This is a genomic window from Myxococcaceae bacterium JPH2, from assembly GCA_016458225.1.
Lineage (GTDB): Bacteria > Myxococcota > Myxococcia > Myxococcales > Myxococcaceae > Citreicoccus.
This window is the reverse complement of the sequence record JAEMGR010000003.1, coordinates 608,970-629,135: the sequence shown is the minus strand read 5'-3', so window position 1 is coordinate 629,135 and position 20,166 is coordinate 608,970. Positions and strand designations below refer to the sequence as shown.

At 69.2% G+C, this 20,166-nt stretch carries 20 protein-coding genes; 10 read left to right on the top strand and 10 right to left on the bottom strand.

Annotated elements, in window-relative coordinates; translation table 11 throughout:
• Positions 1–358 precede the first annotated feature (358 nt).
• Both JGU66_07350 and JGU66_07345 read left to right on the top strand, forming a co-directional pair.
• A complete protein-coding gene (locus JGU66_07350) occupies positions 359–1,783 on the top strand; it encodes a S8 family serine peptidase (GenBank protein ID MBJ6760575.1) in 1,425 nt (474 codons plus the stop codon).
• 59 nt (positions 1,784–1,842) lie between these two features.
• Positions 1,843–2,289, top strand: coding sequence for a hypothetical protein (locus JGU66_07345; GenBank protein ID MBJ6760574.1), 447 nt, complete (start codon positions 1,843–1,845; stop codon positions 2,287–2,289).
• Positions 2,290–2,569: 280 nt separating this feature from the next.
• On the opposite strand, the gene JGU66_07340 is transcribed toward JGU66_07345, so the two are convergent.
• From JGU66_07340 to JGU66_07330, 3 genes are all read right to left on the bottom strand, one after another.
• Entirely contained in the window at positions 2,570–3,316 is a 747-nt protein-coding gene (locus JGU66_07340) for an SDR family oxidoreductase (protein ID MBJ6760573.1), read from the bottom strand.
• A 207-nt stretch (positions 3,317–3,523) separates the two neighbouring features.
• Positions 3,524–4,741, bottom strand: a complete 1,218-nt coding sequence (locus tag JGU66_07335; GenBank protein MBJ6760572.1) for a PLP-dependent aminotransferase family protein — start codon at positions 4,739–4,741, stop codon at positions 3,524–3,526.
• Positions 4,742–4,744: 3 nt separating this feature from the next.
• Positions 4,745–5,215 (bottom strand): Lrp/AsnC family transcriptional regulator, encoded by a 471-nt coding sequence (locus JGU66_07330; GenBank protein MBJ6760571.1) that lies wholly within the window; start codon positions 5,213–5,215, stop codon positions 4,745–4,747.
• Positions 5,216–5,465: 250 nt separating this feature from the next.
• On the opposite strand from JGU66_07330, the gene JGU66_07325 reads away from it, so the two are divergent.
• Positions 5,466–6,464, top strand: a complete 999-nt coding sequence (locus JGU66_07325) for a methyltransferase domain-containing protein (GenBank protein MBJ6760570.1) — start codon at positions 5,466–5,468, stop codon at positions 6,462–6,464.
• Position 6,465: 1 nt separating this feature from the next.
• On the opposite strand, the gene JGU66_07320 is transcribed toward JGU66_07325, so the two are convergent.
• From JGU66_07320 to JGU66_07310, 3 genes are all read right to left on the bottom strand, one after another.
• The gene (locus JGU66_07320) at positions 6,466–7,098 is read right to left on the bottom strand and encodes a GNAT family N-acetyltransferase (GenBank protein ID MBJ6760569.1); all 633 of its coding nucleotides are present in this window, start codon (positions 7,096–7,098) and stop codon (positions 6,466–6,468) included.
• A gap of 39 nt (positions 7,099–7,137) precedes the next feature.
• Positions 7,138–7,605 carry an ester cyclase gene (locus JGU66_07315; protein MBJ6760568.1) on the bottom strand — a complete coding sequence of 156 codons (468 nt, stop codon included), beginning with the start codon at positions 7,603–7,605 and terminating at the stop codon, positions 7,138–7,140.
• A 105-nt stretch (positions 7,606–7,710) separates the two neighbouring features.
• Positions 7,711–8,304: a TetR/AcrR family transcriptional regulator gene (locus tag JGU66_07310; GenBank protein MBJ6760567.1), complete on the bottom strand. Its 594-nt coding sequence runs from the start codon at positions 8,302–8,304 to the stop codon at positions 7,711–7,713.
• Positions 8,305–8,333: 29 nt separating this feature from the next.
• On the opposite strand from JGU66_07310, the gene JGU66_07305 reads away from it, so the two are divergent.
• Complete coding sequence (locus JGU66_07305) at positions 8,334–8,792, top strand: DUF1304 domain-containing protein (GenBank protein ID MBJ6760566.1); 459 nt, start codon at positions 8,334–8,336, stop codon at positions 8,790–8,792.
• A 10-nt stretch (positions 8,793–8,802) separates the two neighbouring features.
• Here the strand turns inward: JGU66_07305 and JGU66_07300 are convergent, their stop codons facing one another.
• From JGU66_07300 to JGU66_07285, 4 genes are all read right to left on the bottom strand, one after another.
• On the bottom strand, positions 8,803–10,155 hold the full coding sequence (locus JGU66_07300; protein MBJ6760565.1) for an MATE family efflux transporter: 1,353 nt from the start codon (positions 10,153–10,155) through the stop codon (positions 8,803–8,805).
• A complete protein-coding gene (locus JGU66_07295; GenBank protein ID MBJ6760564.1) occupies positions 10,152–10,775 on the bottom strand; it encodes a DUF2239 family protein in 624 nt (207 codons plus the stop codon). Before JGU66_07295 ends, JGU66_07300 begins: the two co-directional genes overlap by 4 nt.
• Positions 10,776–11,068: 293 nt before the next feature.
• The gene (locus JGU66_07290) at positions 11,069–11,890 is read right to left on the bottom strand and encodes an NAD(P)-dependent oxidoreductase (GenBank protein ID MBJ6760563.1); all 822 of its coding nucleotides are present in this window, start codon (positions 11,888–11,890) and stop codon (positions 11,069–11,071) included.
• 66 nt (positions 11,891–11,956) lie between these two features.
• A complete protein-coding gene (locus JGU66_07285) occupies positions 11,957–12,907 on the bottom strand; it encodes a TraB/GumN family protein (GenBank protein MBJ6760562.1) in 951 nt (316 codons plus the stop codon).
• A 244-nt stretch (positions 12,908–13,151) separates the two neighbouring features.
• On the opposite strand from JGU66_07285, the gene JGU66_07280 reads away from it, so the two are divergent.
• From JGU66_07280 to JGU66_07255, 6 genes are all read left to right on the top strand, one after another.
• Positions 13,152–13,847, top strand: a complete 696-nt coding sequence (locus JGU66_07280; protein MBJ6760561.1) for a TetR/AcrR family transcriptional regulator — start codon at positions 13,152–13,154, stop codon at positions 13,845–13,847.
• A gap of 8 nt (positions 13,848–13,855) precedes the next feature.
• Positions 13,856–14,851: a ketoacyl-ACP synthase III gene (locus JGU66_07275; protein ID MBJ6760560.1), complete on the top strand. Its 996-nt coding sequence runs from the start codon at positions 13,856–13,858 to the stop codon at positions 14,849–14,851.
• Between the two features lie 39 nt (positions 14,852–14,890).
• Positions 14,891–16,456 carry a long-chain fatty acid--CoA ligase gene (locus JGU66_07270; protein MBJ6760559.1) on the top strand — a complete coding sequence of 522 codons (1,566 nt, stop codon included), beginning with the start codon at positions 14,891–14,893 and terminating at the stop codon, positions 16,454–16,456.
• Entirely contained in the window at positions 16,453–17,712 is a 1,260-nt protein-coding gene (locus tag JGU66_07265; protein MBJ6760558.1) for an MFS transporter, read from the top strand. The genes JGU66_07270 and JGU66_07265 overlap by 4 nt, the downstream gene beginning before the upstream one ends.
• A 59-nt stretch (positions 17,713–17,771) precedes the next feature.
• Positions 17,772–18,389 carry a hypothetical protein gene (locus JGU66_07260; protein ID MBJ6760557.1) on the top strand — a complete coding sequence of 206 codons (618 nt, stop codon included), beginning with the start codon at positions 17,772–17,774 and terminating at the stop codon, positions 18,387–18,389.
• Positions 18,390–18,503: 114 nt separating this feature from the next.
• Positions 18,504–20,165 carry a hypothetical protein gene (locus JGU66_07255; GenBank protein MBJ6760556.1) on the top strand — a complete coding sequence of 554 codons (1,662 nt, stop codon included), beginning with the start codon at positions 18,504–18,506 and terminating at the stop codon, positions 20,163–20,165.
• Position 20,166: the final 1 nt, after the last annotated feature.

Below are 20,166 nucleotides of genomic sequence, written 5' to 3'. Positions count from 1 at the left end.
ACGGAGGCTCGTCCGCCGCCTCTGGCCCATCCCCCGCGCCGCGGGCCGGCCCCTCCCCGCCAGGAGAGCGCTCCGGGCGGGGACCGCAACACATGTCGTGCCCGCGTCATGCGGGAAGGAGGGCCGGATGCGCAGGTGAGGCGCCGGGCGGGAAGTCCCCGGGCCTCGGTCACGAGGGCGCGCGGCGCGAGGACAGTCGCCGCGGGGCCCAGGTCGCGGAGGCCAGGGCGGTGCCTGCCGCCGCGACATCACCGCTGGGGCCGAGAGGCTCCGGATGCCCGGCGGACGCGGTCGTCATTCGGGAGCCCTCAACACCACGCTCCCGCCGTGGATTGGTAGTCCAAGGAGCAGACAACCCATGAAGTCGTTTCTCTTGGTTCCAAAGGAGTCCATCGAGTCGCAGGCCCGGCCCGGTGTACGGGGCACGGAGCAGGGCGAACGGGTGCTCCAGCGCAACACGGCGCTGCGATTCCCTGTGGCGCAGAAGGCGCCGGACGCGCTGATGGCGCTCGGCCTGCGCTCGGCCTCGCTGCCTGGGCCCCGGCCGCAGGTGAGCGGGCAGAATGAGCGCAAGACGTCGAAGAAGGCCGGCGCGCCCAAGCGCCTCACCCGCGGCGCGGACGCCACCACCGTGCCGCTGCCCGGCGCACCCGTGACGGAGCAGACGGGCGCGGAGGAGGGCAGCTTCCGGTACATGCCGCTCATCGGCGCCACCATGGCCCACTTCTACTCGCCCGAGGCCGAGAAGGCCGCGCGCGGGGAGTTGGCGGAGGACTTCGAGTTCATCCCGGACGTGGTTCCCCTGTCGTTCCCCGGACCGGTGTCCGCGGGACAGACGGGGCCGCGCAACCGCGGCATGAGCTCGCTGGCCGAGCGCGAGTGGCCCGAGGAGTGCGGTGTTCCCCTGGCTCATGCCCAGGGCATCCGGGGCGCCGGCGTGATGCTCGGCATCCTCGACACGGGCGTGGACGCGGACCACCCCGAGCACGCCAGCAAGGTCATCCAGTTCCGCTACGTGTCGCTGTTCCCCAACTCACCTCACAACCCCGCGCGGGACGTGCGCGGCTTCGACCCGGATGGCCACGGCACCCACGTGTGCGGCATCGCGGCGGGTGTCCACCACGGCGTCGCGCCGGAGGTGGACCTCTACGTCGCGTCTGTCATTGAGTCGGAGACCATCCGCACCAGCCTTGGCCGCGTGGCCGCTGGCATGGAGTGGCTGCTGCATCAGTTCAGCCGTCCGGAGAACGCCACGCGTCCGGCTGTCGTCAACCTGTCGCTCGGCTTCCCGCTGCAGCCGCCGCCAGGCATCAGCGACGCGGACTACCAGCTCAACCTGCGCGCGCTCCAGACCATGATTCGTCGCCTGCAGGACAGCAACGTCCTGGCCGTTGTCGCGGCGGGCAACAGTGGACCCGACACGGTTGGTTACCCAGCGGCCTTTCCTGAGGCACTGGCCATCGGTGCAGTCGACTTCGAGCGCAACGTGGCCACTTTCTCGGCCAGCGGCGTCGTGGGTAGGCGAAGTGTGCCCGACGTCATGGGTTACGGAGTGAACGTGTATTCCAGCACCGAGCGCCGCTGCAACAATCAAGCGTTCTACGAGCGAATGAGTGGCACGAGCATGGCGGCGCCTTATGTAGCCGGCATTGCAGCACTGTACCGGTGCCGTGCTCCTGACTTGACGGCGCTCGAGGTGCGGGATTTGATCTTGGCCAATGCGCTCAAGCTCCCTCGCTCGGGGAACCACCGAACGGGGAGGGGCCTGGCTGTGTTCAGGTGACGGCGGTAGCTGCCGGGGCCGGTGCCGTGTGGAGCACCGGACCTGGGAAGGATGTGGCCATGAGCAGGAAAGCTGGCGTGCCGGGCGAGCCTGGTGAGATGCCGCCCCGGACGACCTCGACGGTCCGTCCTTTGCCGGGAGGGATGTCGGGAGGAGTGCGCCCGTTGCCTGGCGCGTCGGGCATGGAGGTCTCCGCCGACTGGATAGACGTCACCGTCATGCCCCGGGAGCATCCGGCTCCGCGCGGACGTGTGTCTTCACCCGTGCCCGCGCGCTCCAGGGCAGAGGTCTATCAAGCCGGCCTCGCCGAGCACGCACGCTTCCGCGAGAGCTTCATGCGCTGGCTGGAAGCGCATCAGCTCATTGGCGCGGTACGCGCTGTCAGCGAGCCGGGCGGTTCCTTGCCCATGCTCCACCTCCGCTGTTCTCCGCGCGTGTTGGACCAACTTCGCCGGACGCCGGAGTTCGAAGCCGGCACGATGATGCCGCTCGATCGCAACTCCTAGTTGGGCGCCCCTCGCCGCGCGCCCCTCGTCTGGGCCCCGCTTCCCGTGTCACGGAAGGCGACCCCAGGTGGCGTCTTCGCACCACCCGCGTGGGCGGTGTCGTGGCCGCCCTGCTTGGGAAGTGGCCAGGCCCGTCGTTCTCGCCAGTTTGGAACAGACGGAAGGGCTGCTTCTTCCCGATTAACCTAGAAGTTCGGGATTGCTTCGCCATCTGGCCATTGGGCCGTCGGTCGCACGACTGTGTCGAGTGGCCGACAGCCCCAGTCCATGGCGCGCGCGGCTAGAAGTTGAGGCCGCCGTCCACGTCGATGGTGCGGCCGTTGAAGTAGTCGCACTCGATGATGAACTTCACGGCGACCCAGATGTCCTCGGGCACGCCGATGCGGCCCACGGGGATGCTGGCCACCAGCGCGTCGCGGGCCTTCTGGTTCATGCCCTGGGTCATGGGCGTCTCAATCATGCCCGGGGCCACGGCGCCCACGCGGATGCGGAACGGGGCGAACTCGCGCGACCACGTGACGGTGTTGGCGGCGAGCGCGGCCTTGGCGGACACGTAGTTGGACTGCCCGCGGTTGCCGTGCCGCGCGATGGACGACATGTTGACGATGACGCCGGGGCCCTGGTCCGTCTCGGCCATCTTCGCCACCACCTCGCGCACCATCAGCGTGGCGCCGGTGAGGTTGACGCCGATGACGGCGTTCCAGTCCGCGGTGGAGAGCTTCTTCACCTGGCCGGTGGTCCGGTCCTTCTTCACGAGCAGCGCGTCGCGCAGGATGCCCGCGTTGTTGATGAGGCCGTTGAGGCCGCCCATGGCGCCGTGCGCCCACTGCACGAAGGACGTGATGTCCTCCTCGCTGGACACGTCCAGCTTGCGGCGGTGGATGCCCGCGGGCAGCGCGGCGAGGCGCTCCTCGTTCACGTCACCCACGGCCACCTGGCCGCCCGCTTCCGCGATGCGCGCCGCGAAGTGCGCGCCCATGCCCTGCGCGCCGCCCGTCACGATGATCTTCAGGTCCTTCAGCTGCATCGGTGCCTCTCCACGAGTGGGGCGACACGCGGAGGCATTGCGCCCGCCCGCCGCCGGAAAAGTTGCGCGCAGGCTACGCAACCCCCGACGCGCTGACCAGCGCGGAGACACCTGAAACCTGAATCAAGCTTCAACTTCCCCGGCCCCTCCCGCGCGCCGCGAATGACGACGCGGCGCGTTGTGGGGCCGGGGTGAGCCCCGAGGGGACTAGCGCGCCTCGGCGATGACGGCGCCCAGGCGGCGCATGCCCTCGGCGATGAACTCGGGCGAGCGGTTGGAGTAGTTGAGGCGCATGAACTCCGTGCGCGGCTGCGTGGCGAAGAAGGGCGCGCCGGGGACGAAGGCGACCTTCTGGTCCAGGGCCTTGGGCAGCAGCGCGGCGGCGTCCAGCCCGCGCGGCAGCTCCACCCACAGGAACATGCCGCCCTCGGGGCGCGTCCAGCGCGTGCCCGCCGGCATGTGGCGCTCCAGCGCGGTCATCATCGCGGTGGCGCGCTCGCCGTAGACGGGGCGTAGGGCGCTCAGGTGCCCGGCGTAGTCAAAGCGGGCCAGGAGCCGCGCGGTGGCGCGCTGCGCGAGCGTGGCCGTGTGCAGGTCCGTGGCCTGCTTGGCGATGGTGAGCCCCTTGAGGATGTCGCGCGGGCCCGTCACCCAGCCCAGCCGCAGGCCCGGGGCCAGCGTCTTGGAGAAGGTGCCGAGCGAGACGACCACGCCCTGGTCATCCAGCGAGAAGAGCGACGGCAGGTGCTCCCCGCGGAAGCGCAGCTCGCCGTACGGGTCGTCCTCGAGGATCGTGAAGCGGTGCTCCTGGGCCAGCCGCACCAGCGCCTTGCGGCGCTCCAGCGACAGCGTGGTGCCGGAGGGGTTCTGGAAGTTGGGGATGAGGTAGACGAGCTTCGGGCGCCGCTCGCGCACCATGCGCTCCAGGTCGTCCGTGCGCATGCCGTGCTCATCGCTGTTCACGGTGGCGAACTCCACCTCGTAGCCGCCGAAGGTCTGCAGCGCGGCCAGGTAGCTGGGGTTCTCCACCATCACCACGTCGCCGGGGTCCAGCAGCACCTTGGCGACCAGGTCGATGCCCTGCTGCGAGCCGCTCGTCATCAGCACCTGATCCGGATGCGGCGAGCGACCCCGCCGGCCGAGGTCGGCGGCGATCCACTCACGCAGGGGCAGGAAGCCCTCGGTGGTGCTGTACTGGAGCGCGGCGCGGCCCTCCGTGGCGAACGTCTCCGCGTGCGCCTCGGCGATGGCCTCCAGCGGGAAGAGCTCGGGCGCGGGCAGCCCGCCCGCGAACGACAGGATGTCCGGGCGCTCGGCGACCTTGAGGATCTCGCGCACCGCAGACGTCTTCATCCGCGACATGCGCTGGGCCAGCCGGATGCCCGGCACAGGGGGGAGGGATGCGCTCATACCGTCCGCACTCATGTTTCAGGCTCCTTTCAGCTGCTCGGGAAGGACGCGCACATGCGTGTCCTCTTTGAGGGTCGACAAGACGATGGTGGTGTTCGTTCGGGTGACGCCGGGGATGGTGCGGAGGGTCTCCACGAGGAGCGTGTCCAGCGTCCGCGTGTTCGCCGTCTTCACCTTGAGGATGTACGAGTCCTGCCCCGCCACCCGATGCGCCTCGAGCACGTCGGGCAGCGCGAGCACCTTCTTCGCGAAGCCCTCGAAGTGCTTCGGGTGCTCGATGCTCACCCCGATGAACGCGGTGATGTCCTTGCCCAGCTTCGTCGCGTCCACCCGCGCCGTGTAGCCGGTGATGACCCCGCGCTCCTCCAGCTTGCGGATCCGCTCCGCCACCGCAGGCTGCGACAACCCGACGCCGCGAGACAGCTCCAGCTGCGTGGCGCGGCCGTCACGCTGGAGTTGTTCCACGATGCGATAGTCGAGTTCGTCCATGAGATGAACCTTATTTTTATAGGCGCTTCTCTCGATGGACAGTGAATTTATATGCCCCTTGCCTGAAAGGCAAGCCCGTTTGCATTCAAACGAATAGTGCCACAGCTGCGGGGCGGACGCGCGTGGGGATGGGGGGCGAGGGCGGGCGTTGGGGCCACGGCGGTCAGGCGACACATGGCTTGTTCACGGATGGGCAGCCGCCCTCGCGAGCCCTTCCGCCCGGCGGTCGTCGGCCCTACCAGTCGCGACCATGTTCGACCTGGTGGATGTCCCGATGAAGGTGTTGGTGGAGCTCAAGGATCGCCTCGTGCGGATGCCCGGGGTTCGGAACGCCTATGACAAGGCGCTCAATGCCCGCGAGTTCGCCGACTATTACGAGCACGACCGGATGCTGGCGGACCGGGTGCGGATGACGGCCTACCAAAAGGCCATCACCGAGCACGTCACGCCAGGGCAGACGGTGCTGGACCTGGGAACGGGCAACGGGGTGCTCGCCCTGTTGTGCGCCGCCCAAGGCGCCGAGGTCCACGCGGTGGACCACTCGCCCATCATCGCCGCGGCGCAGGCCGTGGCGGAGGCGAATGGCCTGGCGCGCCGCATCCACTTCCACCGCATGCACAGCCAGCGGTTGGCGCTGCCCCGGAAGGTGGACGTCATCATCCACGAGCAGCTGGGGGACGCGCTCTTCAACGAGCGGTTGGTGGAGAACCTGGTGGACGCGCGGACACGGCTGCTCAAGCCCAAGGGGCGCATCCTGCCCGCGCGCTTCCAGCTCTTCGTCGAGCCCGTCTGTCTGCGGCCCGAGTTCCGCACGCCCTTCCTCTGGACGCAGAAGGTGGGGCCGGTGGACTTCTCCAGCCTGCGCACGCGGTACACGTCGCTGCCGCCTTCGTACTTCCGCAAGCTCATCCGGCAGAACGAGGTGGAGGCGCTCCTGTGCACCCCCGCGCCCGTGCTGTCGGTGGACCTGGACACCTTGGACGCCGAGCAGCTTCCGACCTCGCTCTCCTACCGACGCGAGGTCCGGCTGGGCGGGATGCTGGACGGGTTCGTCGTGTACTTCCGCGTCGCGTTCGATGAGCACAACGCGTTCGACACCGGGCCCGGCTCGCCGCGCACGCACTGGGGAATGATGCTGCTGCGCGTGGAGCCGCAGACGGTGCGCGCGGGCGACCTGCTCACCCTTCAGCTCTCCGTGCCGCGGCTGGAGGATGTGAACGGCTGGCGCTGGCGGGTGGCCGCGACCTGACTCAGCCGAGCTTGCGGCCCAGGAGGTCGAAGGCCTCGATGGGCAGGTGGTGCGCGGGCTGATTCGCGTACTCGGTGGCGAGCAGCGTGAAGCACAGGATGTCGCCCCGCTTGTGGTGGGGCGCGAGCTGCCGGTCGCGCAGGCGGCCCTCCAGGGTGAAGCCCAGGCGCTGGGCCACCCCGGCGCTCTGCGTGTTCGCCACGTCGCAGGTGAGGTCCATGCGGCTCACCTGGTCGAACACGAAGGCGACCTTCATCATCGCCCGCGCCATCTCCACGGCGTAGCCCTGTCCCACCGCGTCGCGGCGCAGCCAGTAGGACAGCTCCAGCGCGCGGATGCCCGCGCGGCGCAGCACGCCCGTCTCGCCCAGGAGCTTGCCCGTGGTCGGCTCGAAGGCGCCGTAGAAGCGGTCCTGGTCCAGGTCGAAGCTCCCGCGGAATCGCCGCAGCAGGGCGGCGTGCGCGTCCAGCGTCATGCGCCCCTCGGGGGGAGGCGGGAACAGGTCATCCAGGTGCGTGCCGCTGGAGTCGAAGGCGTCCTTGCGCGCCTCCGCGTCCGAAGGGGACAGGCAGCGCAGGAGCAGACGAGGGGTGCGGAGCTGGTAGGGCGTCGGGCCGACTGCAGGGGAGGTCATGGATCCGTTTCTAACCGAGACGCCCTCCCGCGGCGCGGCTCAGTGTCGGGCCTCGGGGCGCGATTCGGAGGTTGCGCGGGCCGGGGCCTCGGGCGCGCGCAGCAGGCCGAGCTGCCGCATCAGGCTCATCGCGTCGAAGTACGTGCGCCCGCCGGTGACCTTGCCGTCTCGGAAGAGGTAGACGTCCACCAATCGCAGCTCCACGCGGCGCTGGGTGGGGGCGATGGGGCCCTGCGGACTGCTGAGCGGGCCCAGGTGCGTGCCCCGCCCGATGATCTCCGCCATCACGCAGTCGCCCTGGGCCACCATCTGGGTGACCTCGACCTGGCCGTCCGGGAAGGCGGTGGCCCAGCCCTGGAAGTCGTCGAAGACGCTCAGCGACTCGCCCGAGGGGACTCGGATGATGCGCGCGTCGGGGAGGGACAGCTCGCCCACGCGCTGGACGTTCTTGTCGTTGAAGGCCTGGTAGATGTCTCGGAGGATGGCGGCGTTGTCGATGGTGGCCATGGCGGTCCCTCGTGGGAGATGCAGGGGTTCTCCCCTTGAGGTCGGCTCGGCGTGCGAGGGCCGCAAGGTCTGGCTCTCTCGTTCACCCGTCCGGGCGGCGGCCGTTCAGGCCCAGGCGTCGACCTCCGCGAGCGTGGCCTGGCACAGCGCGAGCGCCGCCTTCAGGTCGATGCGCGTGGTGACCAGGATGGCCGTCACGGCGCCCACCAGGAGCTGACCGCGCCGCTCCCGCGTGGCCCTCGCCGCGTCCGTTCCCGCGCCGCGCGGCGGGGTGAGGGCATGGATGAACGCCGCCAGCAGGCGCTCACGGTACGTGCGCCCGACCTCACGGGCCGCGGCGTCCCGAACCGCCAGCTCGCTGGTCGTCTGCAGGATGAGGCAGCCGCGCCCGACGCCCAGGCCGAGCTGACGCGACAGTCGTTCGGAGAGGGTCCGGAAGTATTCCGCGACGTCCTGGCGCGTGGCGCCCGGCGCCTCGAGCGGAGCAATCAGCGGCGCGATGACGTGCCGGAGGTAGTGCTCGACGGCGGCATCGTAGAGGCCGCGCTTGCTGCCGAACGCTTGATAGAGGCTGGAGCGCCCCAGGCCCGTGGCGTCCTCGAGGTCCGCCAGCGACGTCGCCTCGTAGCCGCGCTCCCAGAAGAGGTCCCGCGCCGCGCGAACGGCCTCATCCGTGTTGAAGGTGCGCGTGCGCGCCATTCTCGCTCCTGTTGACGGGACCGTACCGGATGAACCATGGTCCCGGTAAACTGTATCGACCGGTACACATACACTTCCGCCACCCTGGAGATTCCGCCGTGTCCGTCCTTCTCGCCGTGTCCCTGGTCGCGACGGGGCTTGCCGCCCTGCTCCACATCCTCTTCTTCGCGTTCGAGAGCGTGCTGTGGCGCAAGCCCGCGACGTGGAAGCGCTTCGGCATTGCCTCGCAGGCGGATGCCGACACGTTGAGCCGGATGGCCTACAACCAGGGCTTCTACAATCTCTTCCTCGCGGTGGGCGCGCTGGTGGGCGTGGGCCTGGTGCTGGCCGGCGCGGTGGTGCCGGGGCGCACGCTGGTGCTCTTCACCATGGCCGTCATGGTGGGCGCGGGGGCGGTGCTGTTGAGCAGCGACCGCCGGTTCCTGCGCGCGGCGATGATGCAGGCGGGGCCGCCCCTCATCGCCATCATCGCCGCGCTGCTCGGTTGAGCGCGTCCCGCTAGACGAGCCGCGTGATGGCGCGCCGGCTCCACACCATCCGGTAGTACGTGGCCTGCAGGATGAGCATGGTGGCGAACGCGACCGGGTACGCCGTCCAGATGCCGTTGAGGCCCATGCGCCCGCTGAGCACGTAGGCGACGGGGACCTCGACGGCGAGGATGGCGAACACGGAGATGAGGGTGGGGACCATCACCGTGCCGCTGGCGCGCATCATGCCGGAGAACACGCCGGCCAGTCCGAAGATGACGGAGCTCCACAGGACGATGTGCAGCAGGCCCACCGCCATCTCGACCACCTCCGGGCTGGTGATGAAGAACCCGACGATGGTGCGCGCGCCGAGCGAGGTCAGCGCCACGAGTCCGCCGGTGACGACCAGGTTGAGCAGGACGCCCGTGCGGGTGATTCCGCCCAGCCGGTCCACGTGGCCGCCGCCAATGGCCTGCGCGCCGAACACGGAGACGGTGATGGTGATGGAGATGGCCGGGAACTGCACGTAGCTCAGGACCTGGGTGACCGCGCCGTAGGCCGCCGTGGCGTCCGAGCCGAAGCGGTTGACCAGCGACAGCACGGCCAGCTCCGACAGCGAGAGCACGATCATCTGCACGCCGCTGGGCACGCCGATGCGCAGCACCGTCTTGAGGATGCTCCAGTCGATCCACATGTGGCGCGCGAGGGTGGCGTCCGGCGCCAGCGGGTGCTTGCGCCGGCGCATGTAGAACGCCAGCCAGGTGACCGTCACGAACGTGCTGATGACGGAGGCATAGGCGCCCGCGCGGACACCCAGGGCGGGAAGCCCGGCCCAGCCGCGGATGAGCGCCGGGGTCACGAGCAGGCCAATCACCGTGGCCAGGATGAGCGCGAACAGGGGCGTCACGGTGTCCCCCACGCCGCGCATCATCGCGGTGAGGAGCAGGAACGTGAACATCGCCGGCATGGACAGCAGCATCACCCGCGCGTAGGCCGTGGCGTCGGGGAGGATGTTGGCTGGCGTGCCCAGCGACGTCAGCAGCATGTGCGTGAACGCGCCGCCGAAGAGGGCCACCACGAAGCCCGCCACCAGCGTGACCGACAGCGCCGTGCCCGCGATGGCCTTCACCCGCTCGGGGTTGCGCGCGCCGTAGGCCTGTCCGATGAGCACCGAGGCGCCCGCGCCCAGGCCGATGATGAACGAGATGAAGAAGAACAGGACCGGGAAGAACGCCGTCACCGCGGCGAGCGCCTGCACCCCGAGCATCTGGCCCAGATAGACATTGTTCAGGGTGCCCGAGAGGGATTGCAGGACGTTGCTCAACATCAAGGGGCCGAGGAAGGCGAGGAACGTCTTCCACGTAGGGGGCGACGAGGGCGTCACGTTGGGGTCTCCGATGCCGCGGTGGTCTGGAACGCAGGCGCCGCGAGCTTGCGGGCATGCACCTGGATGTCTGCGGGCCAGGTGTGGATGAGGGAGTCGAAGCGCTGCGGGTTGCTGGCGAAGAGGGCCCGGGTGGCTTCCTCGAAGCCCACGAGGTTGCCCGCCATGGCCTGCATGAAGCGGTAGGTGGCCTCCTGCGCCTGGCGGATCCGGTCCTTGCCCGCGTTCGTGCGCCGGGCTTCCTCCACCAGCTTGCGGAGGGTGACGGACGCGCCGCCGGGCTGGCTGCTCAGCCATTCCCAGTGGCGGGGGAGCAGGGTGACCTCGCGGGCCACCACGCCCAGCTTCGGGCGGCCCGGGCCTCGGGGCGTCTCCGGCCGGGGCTCCGGTGGGGGCCTCGCGCCGAATCGCTCGGTCAGGCGTTTCGCCACCTCATCGGCCGCGCCTCGGAAGTCCACGTCGATGGGCTCGCTGGTCGTCTCATCGAAGATGAGGACGGGGGCCTGCTCCCCCTGGTCGAGGACCTCCTTCGTCCTCAGGGCCACGCGCAGCAAGTCACCCGAGGCGATGCGGCGCGGCCCAGCGAAGGCCGTACAGTCAGGGAGTGGGGGTGCGTCCATGTGGGTAGGCTGCCTCATGTTCGTCCGGCTCGCGGTATTTACCCGGGCAAAATGTCCCCGGCAATAAAATCCGGGTGAAATTCCTCGGGCGGTGGAAGGGCGGCGGGGGCGGACGGCGTGGGGCTCGTGGACTGACGGCGGGCCAGCAACCTGGCGGGGAGGCCGGATGGAGCGAGCGAGGGCCCGCGGCTCGCCTGGGCACTGCACGGCGGCGCGCGCTTCAGCTCACGGGTCCCTCCCGGCATCCGGGAGGGACTTCGGTCGCGCGGAGCGCGCCGCGGTTCAGCAGGGGCTCAGATGAAGTAGTCGGGGAGCAGCTCGGCCCCGGGGACCATCTGGTACTTGTCGAAGTTGGTGACGCCCACGCCGCGCAGCACGTCCTCGTCGATGCAGAAGTTGCCGGTGAACTCGCGGCTGGGCTTGGTGAGGATGGCGTAGGCGGCGTCCGCCATGATCTCCGGGCTGCGGCAGCCGCGGATGGTCTCGTCGCCGCCCAGCAGGTTCTGCACGGCGGCGGTCGCGATGACGGTGCGCGGCCAGATGGCGTTGACCGCGATGCCGTCGGACTGGAGCTCCTCCGCCATGCCGAGCACGCACATGCTCATGCCGAACTTCGCCATGGTGTACGCGACGTGAGGCCCGAACCAGCGGGGCTCCATGTTGAGCGGCGGCGAGTTGTTGAGGATGTGCGGATTGCTGGCGCGCTTCAGGTGCGGCAGACACGCCTGCGAGCAGACGAACGTGCCGCGCGTGTTGATGCCGTGCATGAGGTCATAGCGCTTCATGGGCGTCTCCAGCGTGCCCGTGAGGCTGATGGCGCTCGCGTTGTTCACCAGGATGTCGATGCCGCCGAACGTCTCCACCGTCTTCGCCACGGCGGCGGCCACGGCCTGCTCGTCGCGGATGTCCACGGCGCAGGGCAGGGCCTTGCCTCCCGCCTGCTCAATCTCCTCGGCCGCCGTGTAGATGGTGCCAGGCAGCTTCGGGTGCGGCTCGGTCGTCTTGGCGATGATGGCGATGTTCGCGCCATCACGCGCCGCGCGCAGGGCGATGGCCTTGCCGATGCCCCGGCTCGCGCCGGTGATGAAGAGGGTCTTTCCTTTGAGGCTCGTCACGCAGAAGGCTCCTGGGAGGTCGCGAAGGAGCCTTCTTAGCGCGCCCGCCGCCGTCGCGGCAGCTCGTCAGTCGCGCCCGAGCTGGCGCACCTCGTAGCCCCGCGCCTTGAGCAGCGCGGGAATCCCTCGCGGCCCCACCACGTGGCCCGCGCCCACCACGACGAAGTGCGTGCGCGGTGGCTCGCGCAGCAGGCCATCGAGCCGATGCGCCATGCGCTCGTTGCGCTTGAAGTACACCTCTTCGTAGACGGGCTGGTACTTCGGATCCGCGGACGAGGGGAAGATCATCGCGGCCAGTCCCGTCGCATCCCCTTCATTCCACAGGCCCATCATCTTCTCGAAGTAGGCGGTGGTCTGCTCTTCGTCGTTCTGCAACTGCTCGCGGAGCATCAGGTCCTGGAGCGCTTCGGGCACTCCCGCGAGGAGCATGACCTGCTGCTCGGCGGTCTCCAGCGGGATGATGTCCTTGCCGCGCAGCCCCGAGTCCGAGGCGGCGTGCGCGCGCTTCAAGAAGGTCTGGTCCACGCCCTTGTTCCCGTCATAGCCCGCGCGCATCAGCCCCACCGTGGTGAGCGTGAGTGACACGAGCCACGGCCGCATGGGCTCCAAGGTCGAGCGGGGGATGCCCACGCGCAAGAGCGCGGGGACGAGCAGCGCGTTCGTCTCGGGCTCGATGTGCTCCGACAGGCGCTGGCCTCGCGGCAGCATGCCGTGGCGCTGCACGAGCTGCTGCATCTCGGTCTTGTCGAGCGTGGTGGTGTCCAGCTCCACCACGAGCGTGTCCGCGCGCGAGAAGGCGCTCTCCATGGAGCCCGGCAGCTCGAGCTGTCCGTCCTTGGCGACGTGCACGGAGCCGACCACGTAGGCGGTGGCGCCGCTGGGGCTCCTCACCTCCCACAGCATGGCCCGCTGCTTGGGTTCGGGCGTGGTGTCCGGCACGGCGCGCGGCGCGGTGGCGCAGCCCACGCCGAGCAGCACGGAGAGCAGCAGGAGCTTCAGGGGAAACGGACGCTTCATCGTGACGGGACTCCCAGGGACGAGGCGCGCATCGAACCACCGAGCGCCCCGAGGCGTCGAGCGACGCGCACGGACATGCAAGGCCACGCACGCCGCCGAGCACGATTCCGTGACGCTCCCTCCACGCCCGCATGCGACTCACGGTGAGTCGCTGACGCCCCGCGTTGGTGCGAATCCTTGACGCGGAAGGTCATCGTCTGTCTTTTGACAAGGCTGTCAAACGAATGCTACCGGTAGGTGAAACATGAATCGGCCTTCAACTTCCCAGGAGCGGGTTCCCGTCACGCCGCGAGGTCAGCGGACGCGGCAGAAGCTGCTCAAGGCCGCTGAGTCGGTCTTTGGTGAGAAGGGCTACGAGCGCGCGTCCATCGCGGACATCACGCGCAAGGGTGGGGTCGCGCTCGGGACGTTCTACGTGTACTTCCCGGACAAGCAGTCCATCTTCGTCGAGGTGGTGGACGAGCTGGGCGCGCGGCTGCGGCGGCTCATCGCCGAGTCCACCGCGGCCTGCGCCAACCGCATGGACACCGAGCGCGAGGGATTGCGCGCGTTCTTCCAGTTCGCGCGCCAGCACCCGAACCTCTACCGCGTGGTGCGCCAGGCCGAGTTCGTGGACGAGGCCTGCTACCGCCGCTACTACGACCGCTTCGCCAAGGGCTACGTGCGCGGCCTCACGCGCGCCATGGACGACGGCGAAGTGCGGAAGATGGACGCCGAGGCCCTGGCGTACTGCCTGATGGGCATTGGCGACTTCCTGGGGATGCGCTGGGTGATGTGGGAGGAGGACCCGGGCCTCGAGCGCGTGCTCGACACGGCCATGTCCCTCATCCGCCACGGCCTCCAGGCCCGTGAAGAGAAGTCTCCGCCGAAGAAGAAGCAGCCGTTGAAGAACACCTTGCGTCCCGCCGCCCGCCGTCCGGCGCGCGGCGCCCGGAGCTGAACACCCTCATGCGATACGCGCAGATCCTCTCCACGGGTCGCTACGTCCCCGAGAAGCTCATCACCAACGCGGACGTCGAGAAGATTCTCGGCGAGTCCGTGGACGAGTGGCTCCAGCAGAACGTGGGCATCAAGGAGCGCCGCCACATGGCGGACGACCAGGCGACCAGCGACCTGTGCGTGGCCGCCGCGCGCCAGGCGATGGAGCGCGCGGGTGTCACCGCGAGCGACCTGGACCTCATCATCGTCTCCACGGACACGCCGGACTACCTGAGCCCCGGCACCGCGTCCGTGGTGCAGGCCAAGCTGGGCGCGGCGAACGCGGGCACGTATGACATCAACGCGGCGTGCGCCGGTTGGGTGACGGCGCTCGACGTGGGCTCCAAGACGATTGCCGCGGACGACAGCTACCGCCGCATCCTCGTGGTGGGCGCCTACGGGATGAGCCGCTACATCAACTGGAAGGACAAGAAGACCTGCACCCTGTTCGCGGATGGCGCGGGCGCGGTGGTGCTGGGCGCGGGCACCACGCCCGGCTTCCTGGGCGCCAAGCTCCTGGCCAACGGCGAGTACCACGACGCGCTCGGCATCTACACGGGCGGCACGCACCGCCCGGCCACCGCGGAGTCGCTGGCGCTCACGGGCGGCAAGCCCGCGGTGCAGTTCGTCCGCAAGTTCCCCGCGACCTTCAACACCGAGCGCTGGCCCATGCTGTTGGATCAGCTCCTCAAGCGCGCGGACCAGTCGCTGGATGACGTGAAGCTGTTCGTCTTCACGCAGCTCAACCTGCGCACCATCGAGGCCACCATGAAGGCGATGCAGCAGCCCATGGCCAAGGCCCACTACACGATGGACAAGTGGGGCTACACGGGCTCGGCCTGCATCCCCATGACGCTCGATGACGCCGTGCTGCAGGGCAAGGTCCGGCGCGGCGACCTGGTGGCGTTCTGTGCCAGCGGCGGCGGACTCGCCATGGCCTCCGCGCTGTACCGCTGGACGGCCTGAGTCCCACCCACCACCCCCACCCGGAAGGAGACGCCGCGCATGTTCATCGGAGACTGGATGGGACGGGGCGCGCTCTACTGGCCGGAGCAGCTCGCCGTGGTGGATGTGGCCCGAGGTGACGCGGGCCGCTTCACCTACCGCGCCCTGAACGCGCGCTGTGAGGCCTTGGCCGCGTGGCTGCGCGACGTGGCCGGCGTGAAGCGCGGCGACCGCGTGGGCCTGGTGGCGCACAACGGCGTGGAGTACCTGGACGCCTTCTTCGCCTGCGGGAAGCTGGGCGCCATCTTCGTGCCGTACAACTGGCGCCTGCACGCATCCGAGCTGGCGGACCTGGTGCGCTCCGTCCGCCCGAGCGTGCTGCTCTTCGGCGATGACTTCCGGGACGCCGTGGCGCACGTGCGCGAGCACGTCGTCGGTGGGCCGCGGCTGGTGGCACTGGAGTCCGTGGGCCTGCCGGGCGCGGACGCCTACGCGACGGTGCTGGCGCATACCTCGGCCACGCCCGTGTCCAACCCCACCGTGGACGCGGAGGACATCGTCTGTCTGCTGTTCACGGGCGGCACCACGGGGCGCTCCAAGGGCGCGCAGGTGTCCTACCGCATGGTGGCGTGGAACACGCTCAACACGCTGGTGCATGAGCTTCGCCCGGGCGACGTCACCCTCACGCACACGCCCATGTTCCACACGGGCGGGCTGCTCGTGTACTCGGTGCCGCTGCTCACCGTGGGCGGCACCGTCGTCATCATGCGGCGATGGGACCCCGAGGAGCTGCTCGCGCTCATCGCCCGCGAGAAGGTGACGTTCTTCTTCGCGGTGCCCACGCAATATCAGCAGCTGCTCGACTCGCAGCGCTGGCGGAGCACGGACTTCTCCTCGGTGCGCTTCATGACCAGCGGTGGCGCGCCGCTGCCGGTGCCGCTGCTCCAGGCGTGGCAAGCGGTGCACGCGGTGCCCTTCAAGCAGGGCTTCGGGATGACCGAGTTCGGGCCCGGAATCTTCAGCATGGGCCCCGAGTTCGCGGTGTCCAAGGCGGGCTCCATCGGCCGGCCCAACTACTTCGTCGACGCGAAGCTGGTGGATGACCACGGACAGACGGTGCCCGTGGGCGAGGTGGGCGAGCTGTGGCTGAAGGGGCCCTCGATGTGCTCGGGCTACTTCGAGGACGAGGCCGCCACGCGCGAGGCCATTGGCGCGGATGGCTGGCTGCGCACCGGTGACCTGGCGAGCCAGGACGCGGATGGGTTCTTCACCATCGCGGGCCGCAAGAAGGACATGTTCATCTCCGGCGGCGAGAACGTGTACCCGCTGGAGCTGGAGTCCGCGCTCTACGAGCACTCGGCCGTGCAGCAGTGCGCCGTCGTCGGCGTGCCCGACGCGAAGTGGGGTGAGGTGGGGCGCGCCTTCGTGGTGCTCAAGCCCGGGCAGGCCGCCTCGGCCGAGGCGCTGCTGGAGCACCTGCGGGGCCGCGTGGCCCGCTTCAAGGTGCCCAAGCAGGTGGAGTTGGTGGAGCGGCTGCCGGTGTCCCCGGCCGGAAAGATTCTCAAGCGCGAGCTGCGCGACGCGGCCATCGCCGCGGCTGCTCGCGCGAACCAGGAGTCCCCATGACGACGCAGAGCCCGGCGCAGGTGCCCTGGTGGAAGGAGCCCACGAAGGGCCAGTGGATGTCCTTCCTGGCGGCGTGGGTCGGTTGGATTCTCGACGCGTTCGACTTCACCATCTTCCTGCTCGTCATGCCGGCCATCGCCAAGGAGTTCGGCGCGACCATGACGGTGACGTCGCTCTCCATCACCCTCACGCTGCTGCTGCGTCTGGTGGGTGGCGTGGTGGCGGGATGGGCCTCGGACCGGTGGGGTCGCAAGCTGCCGCTGATGATTTCGGTGGTGTGGTTCGCCGTGTGTGATGGCGCGGTGGCGTTCTCGCACTCGTTCACCATGGTGCTGGTGCTGCGCACGCTGTTTGGCTTTGGCATGGGCGCGGAGTGGACGAGCGGCGCCACGCTGGCCATGGAGAACTGGCCGGAGCGCAGCCGAGGCATCGCGTCCGGCATCCTCCAGGGGAGCTGGGCGGTGGGTTACCTGCTGGCCACCGCGACCGCGGCCGTGGTGGTGCCGGTGTGGGGTTGGCGCGCGCTGTTCCTGCTCGCCGCCGCGCCCGCGCTGCTGGTGCTGCCCATCCGCTTCTGGGTGCCGGAGAGCCCGGACTGGAAGAAGGCCGCTGAGTCGAAGCAGCCGCAGCCCTCACTGATGGCGCTGGTGCGCCAGGGCCTGGGGGTCCGACTGGTCTGGGCCTCGGTGCTGCTCGGCTTCGGGTTCGTCTCCTACTACGGCTACACCAGCCTCTACCCCACGCTGCTCCAGACGCAGTTGGGGATGACGCAGCAGCAGCTCGCGCCGATGCTGTACCTGTTCAACATCGGGATGCTGGTGGGCGCCATCTTCTGCGGCAGCCTGGCGGCACGGCGCGGCGCGGGACTGGCGCTGGCCATCCCCGTGCTGGGCTCGCTGCCCTTCATCCCGCTCTACGTCGGCATGGTGCCGTCCGCGCTGTGGCTGGGCGCGCTGGCGGGCGGCGTGCTGGGCGCGGGCATCACCGGCGTGACGCCCATGCTGCTCACGTCCATCTTCCCGGCCCACGTGCGCGGGCGCTGCGTGGGTCTGGTCTACCACGTGGGTGCCTTCCTCGCGGCCGGCGTGCCCACGGCCATGGCCGCGCTGCATGAGAAGGCGAACCTGTCGCTGTCGGAGGTCATCGCCATCACGGCGGCGGGCGGCGGCGTGTTGATGCTCGGCGTGTACCTGCTGCGCCCGAAGGACTCGCCCGGAAGTGCGGTGGAGTCGAGCCCCGCGCCGGCCATGCACTGAGTTTGTGTCTGTGTTGTCACCCCCCGGCGCTGTCGCCGGAAGCTACGAGGAGCACTCACATGAAGAAGACGTTCTGGTCCGCGATGATGGTGTGCACGCTGGGACTCGCCGGCTGTGGGGATGACAAGACCGAGACGCCGGTGGACACCAAGCCGAAGCTGGACACGCAGGCCAACATCCTGGCGTTCCTGGAGGGCAAGACGCTCCTGATGGAGGGCGCCAACATCCCCAGCCATCCCCTGTCGCTGGATGAGGACATCAACTGGGGCTCGGCGTCCCAGTGTTTCCAGAAGGTCTCCATTGGCGTGGGCGGCGGCAACTTCCACGTGACGAGCACGCCGGGCACCATCCGCAACTCCACGGGCGTGGGTCAGCCGGGCAGCACCTGTGACCACGACGCGGCGCAGAACGCGCTGGTGTTCGACTCCAAGGCCGTGACCATCACCAACATCGCCACGGACGGGAGCTGTTTCGAGGTCCTGGTGGACTACGGCAGCTTCAAGCAGGAGGGCCGCGCCCGCTTCACCGACGACGCGAAGAAGCTCTCCATGGAGCTGTACTTCGAGACCAAGGCCACCGGCTGGCACTGCGCGGACGGCGCGGTGGGCGCGAAGTCCGTGAGCACCTCGGGCAAGGCCTTCGCCGGCAACGCCGTGCAGGTCTACGTCATCAACTAGTCGCGAGCGGGCACGGGACCGGGGCGCGATGTCCCCGGTCCTTCTCGAAGTCAGTGAGAGCGGCCCGGCGGTATCCGAGGCCAGGAGCGCCCCGCGCGCGGGGTCGAGGTGCGTATGTCGGGAGGGTGGTTGGGCGAAGCACGCAAGGGATTGCGCCGGTGCGCGGCCTGGGCGGCGCTCGGACTGGTGGGGCTGTCAGGGCCCGCCGTGGCGCAGACCTCCACGGTGCCGGGTCTGTATTACGGCGACTGGTTGGATGCGAATGACCGCGAGGAGGACGCGAAGCCGCGCGAGTTCGTCCTCATCAACTACTTCTTCACCCGGCTGTCGGTGACGAACAGCATCGGTGACCCCTCGGGCCTCAAGGGCGTGTCGCTGGGGCCCATCGGCTCGCTGTCCGGCAGCGCGGTGCGCGTGGAGCAGGGGCGCTCGGCGTACTACGTCGAGCAGCGCTGGATTCCTGTCATCGAGTACAGCCCGTCCTTCGTGGATGGACTGGCGTCCTTCCGCGCGCAGTTCGAGGTGGACTACCTCTGGGGCCGCGCCGCCAACGCCTCGCAGCAGAACGAGGGTGGCGGCTTCAACGCCGACCAGGTCAACCTCCAGACGAAGAACGTCAACGTCGCGCTGTACCCCACGCGCAACCCGGCGCGGCTGACGCTGCTCATCGGCACGCAGCCCGTCTACGACTCCATCTTCGACCCGACGCGCACGCCCCTCAACGACATCATCCGCACGGGCTACAAGCTGGCGTTCCTGGGCAGCGACGCCACGGGCCTGACGCTGTTCAGCAACTACAAGGGCCTGTCCAAGCTGAGCCTGCTGCCGCTGGGCAGCGCGCAGACGGACAAGGCGGCCAAGGACGACCCGCGCCTCAAGTTCATCTACCTGCTCACCGCGGACTATGCGTACCCGGTGCAGCCCGGAACGAACGTGGGCCTGTCCTTCTGGTTCCTGCGCGACGACACCAAGGGCGACGCGTATGCCTATGAAGGCATCGTGAAGAGCGGCCCCTCGTCCACGGGCCTCAACCCGTTCGTGGGCACGCCGCGCTTCAACATCGAGCGGCCCACCGGCAGCGTCTTCTGGCTGGGCGCCAACTTCCACCACAACATCGACTTCCGCACCGGCCGCTTCGGAGCCTCGGGCTTCGTCATGTACAACGCCGGCAGCTACAAGAGCGACCGCGAGGACACCACCTTCAACAAGAAGGTGGATATCTCCGGCCTGTCGGCCAACTTGGAGCTGCTCTACCAGTGGGGCCGTGGCCCCGCGGACGTGGTGTCGCTGGAGGGCATGTTCACCACCGGCGACAGCAACCTGGATGACGACCGTTACACCGGCGCCTTCACGCTGAACCAGTACGGCCTGCCGGGCTCGGTGTGGTTCGACCACAAGATGCTCCTGCTGTTCCCCTTCACCAGCACCGTGAACAACTACACGGGCGCGGTGACGGACATCTCCAACCAGGGCTATGGCCTGCGCACCGGCATCGCGAGCGCCGCGTGGGACATGATTCCCAACAAGCTCAACCTCAAGCTGGCCACGGGCCTGGCCAACTCGGGCGCCACGCCGCCGCGCTGGGACCCGGCGGTGCGGCGCGGGCGCTTCATTGGCGCCGAGGTGAACGCGGAGCTCCGCTACACCATTCGCTACCTCATGACGGTGGGCCTGCACGCGGGCTACCTGTTCCGCGGCAGCTTCTACGACGGCTCCACCACGGTGAAGACGAACCCCTTCGCCGCCTTCACCACCTTCACCTGGTACGCGTTCTGAC

Coding starts and splice junctions, on each gene's coding strand:
- JGU66_07325 (MBJ6760570.1), top strand. CDS start 5,466: ATGTTCGACCTGGTGGATGTCCCGATGAAGGTGTTGGTGGAGCTCAAG.
- JGU66_07320 (MBJ6760569.1), bottom strand. CDS start 7,098: ATGACCTCCCCTGCAGTCGGCCCGACGCCCTACCAGCTCCGCACCCCT.
- JGU66_07350 (MBJ6760575.1), top strand. CDS start 359: ATGAAGTCGTTTCTCTTGGTTCCAAAGGAGTCCATCGAGTCGCAGGCC.
- JGU66_07295 (MBJ6760564.1), bottom strand. CDS start 10,775: ATGGACGCACCCCCACTCCCTGACTGTACGGCCTTCGCTGGGCCGCGC.
- JGU66_07305 (MBJ6760566.1), top strand. CDS start 8,334: ATGAACCATGGTCCCGGTAAACTGTATCGACCGGTACACATACACTTC.
- JGU66_07255 (MBJ6760556.1), top strand. CDS start 18,504: ATGTCGGGAGGGTGGTTGGGCGAAGCACGCAAGGGATTGCGCCGGTGC.
- JGU66_07285 (MBJ6760562.1), bottom strand. CDS start 12,907: ATGAAGCGTCCGTTTCCCCTGAAGCTCCTGCTGCTCTCCGTGCTGCTC.
- JGU66_07315 (MBJ6760568.1), bottom strand. CDS start 7,605: ATGGCCACCATCGACAACGCCGCCATCCTCCGAGACATCTACCAGGCC.
- JGU66_07275 (MBJ6760560.1), top strand. CDS start 13,856: ATGCGATACGCGCAGATCCTCTCCACGGGTCGCTACGTCCCCGAGAAG.
- JGU66_07330 (MBJ6760571.1), bottom strand. CDS start 5,215: ATGGACGAACTCGACTATCGCATCGTGGAACAACTCCAGCGTGACGGC.
- JGU66_07280 (MBJ6760561.1), top strand. CDS start 13,152: ATGAATCGGCCTTCAACTTCCCAGGAGCGGGTTCCCGTCACGCCGCGA.
- JGU66_07335 (MBJ6760572.1), bottom strand. CDS start 4,741: ATGAGTGCGGACGGTATGAGCGCATCCCTCCCCCCTGTGCCGGGCATC.
- JGU66_07345 (MBJ6760574.1), top strand. CDS start 1,843: ATGAGCAGGAAAGCTGGCGTGCCGGGCGAGCCTGGTGAGATGCCGCCC.
- JGU66_07265 (MBJ6760558.1), top strand. CDS start 16,453: ATGACGACGCAGAGCCCGGCGCAGGTGCCCTGGTGGAAGGAGCCCACG.
- JGU66_07340 (MBJ6760573.1), bottom strand. CDS start 3,316: ATGCAGCTGAAGGACCTGAAGATCATCGTGACGGGCGGCGCGCAGGGC.
- JGU66_07310 (MBJ6760567.1), bottom strand. CDS start 8,304: ATGGCGCGCACGCGCACCTTCAACACGGATGAGGCCGTTCGCGCGGCG.
- JGU66_07260 (MBJ6760557.1), top strand. CDS start 17,772: ATGAAGAAGACGTTCTGGTCCGCGATGATGGTGTGCACGCTGGGACTC.
- JGU66_07270 (MBJ6760559.1), top strand. CDS start 14,891: ATGTTCATCGGAGACTGGATGGGACGGGGCGCGCTCTACTGGCCGGAG.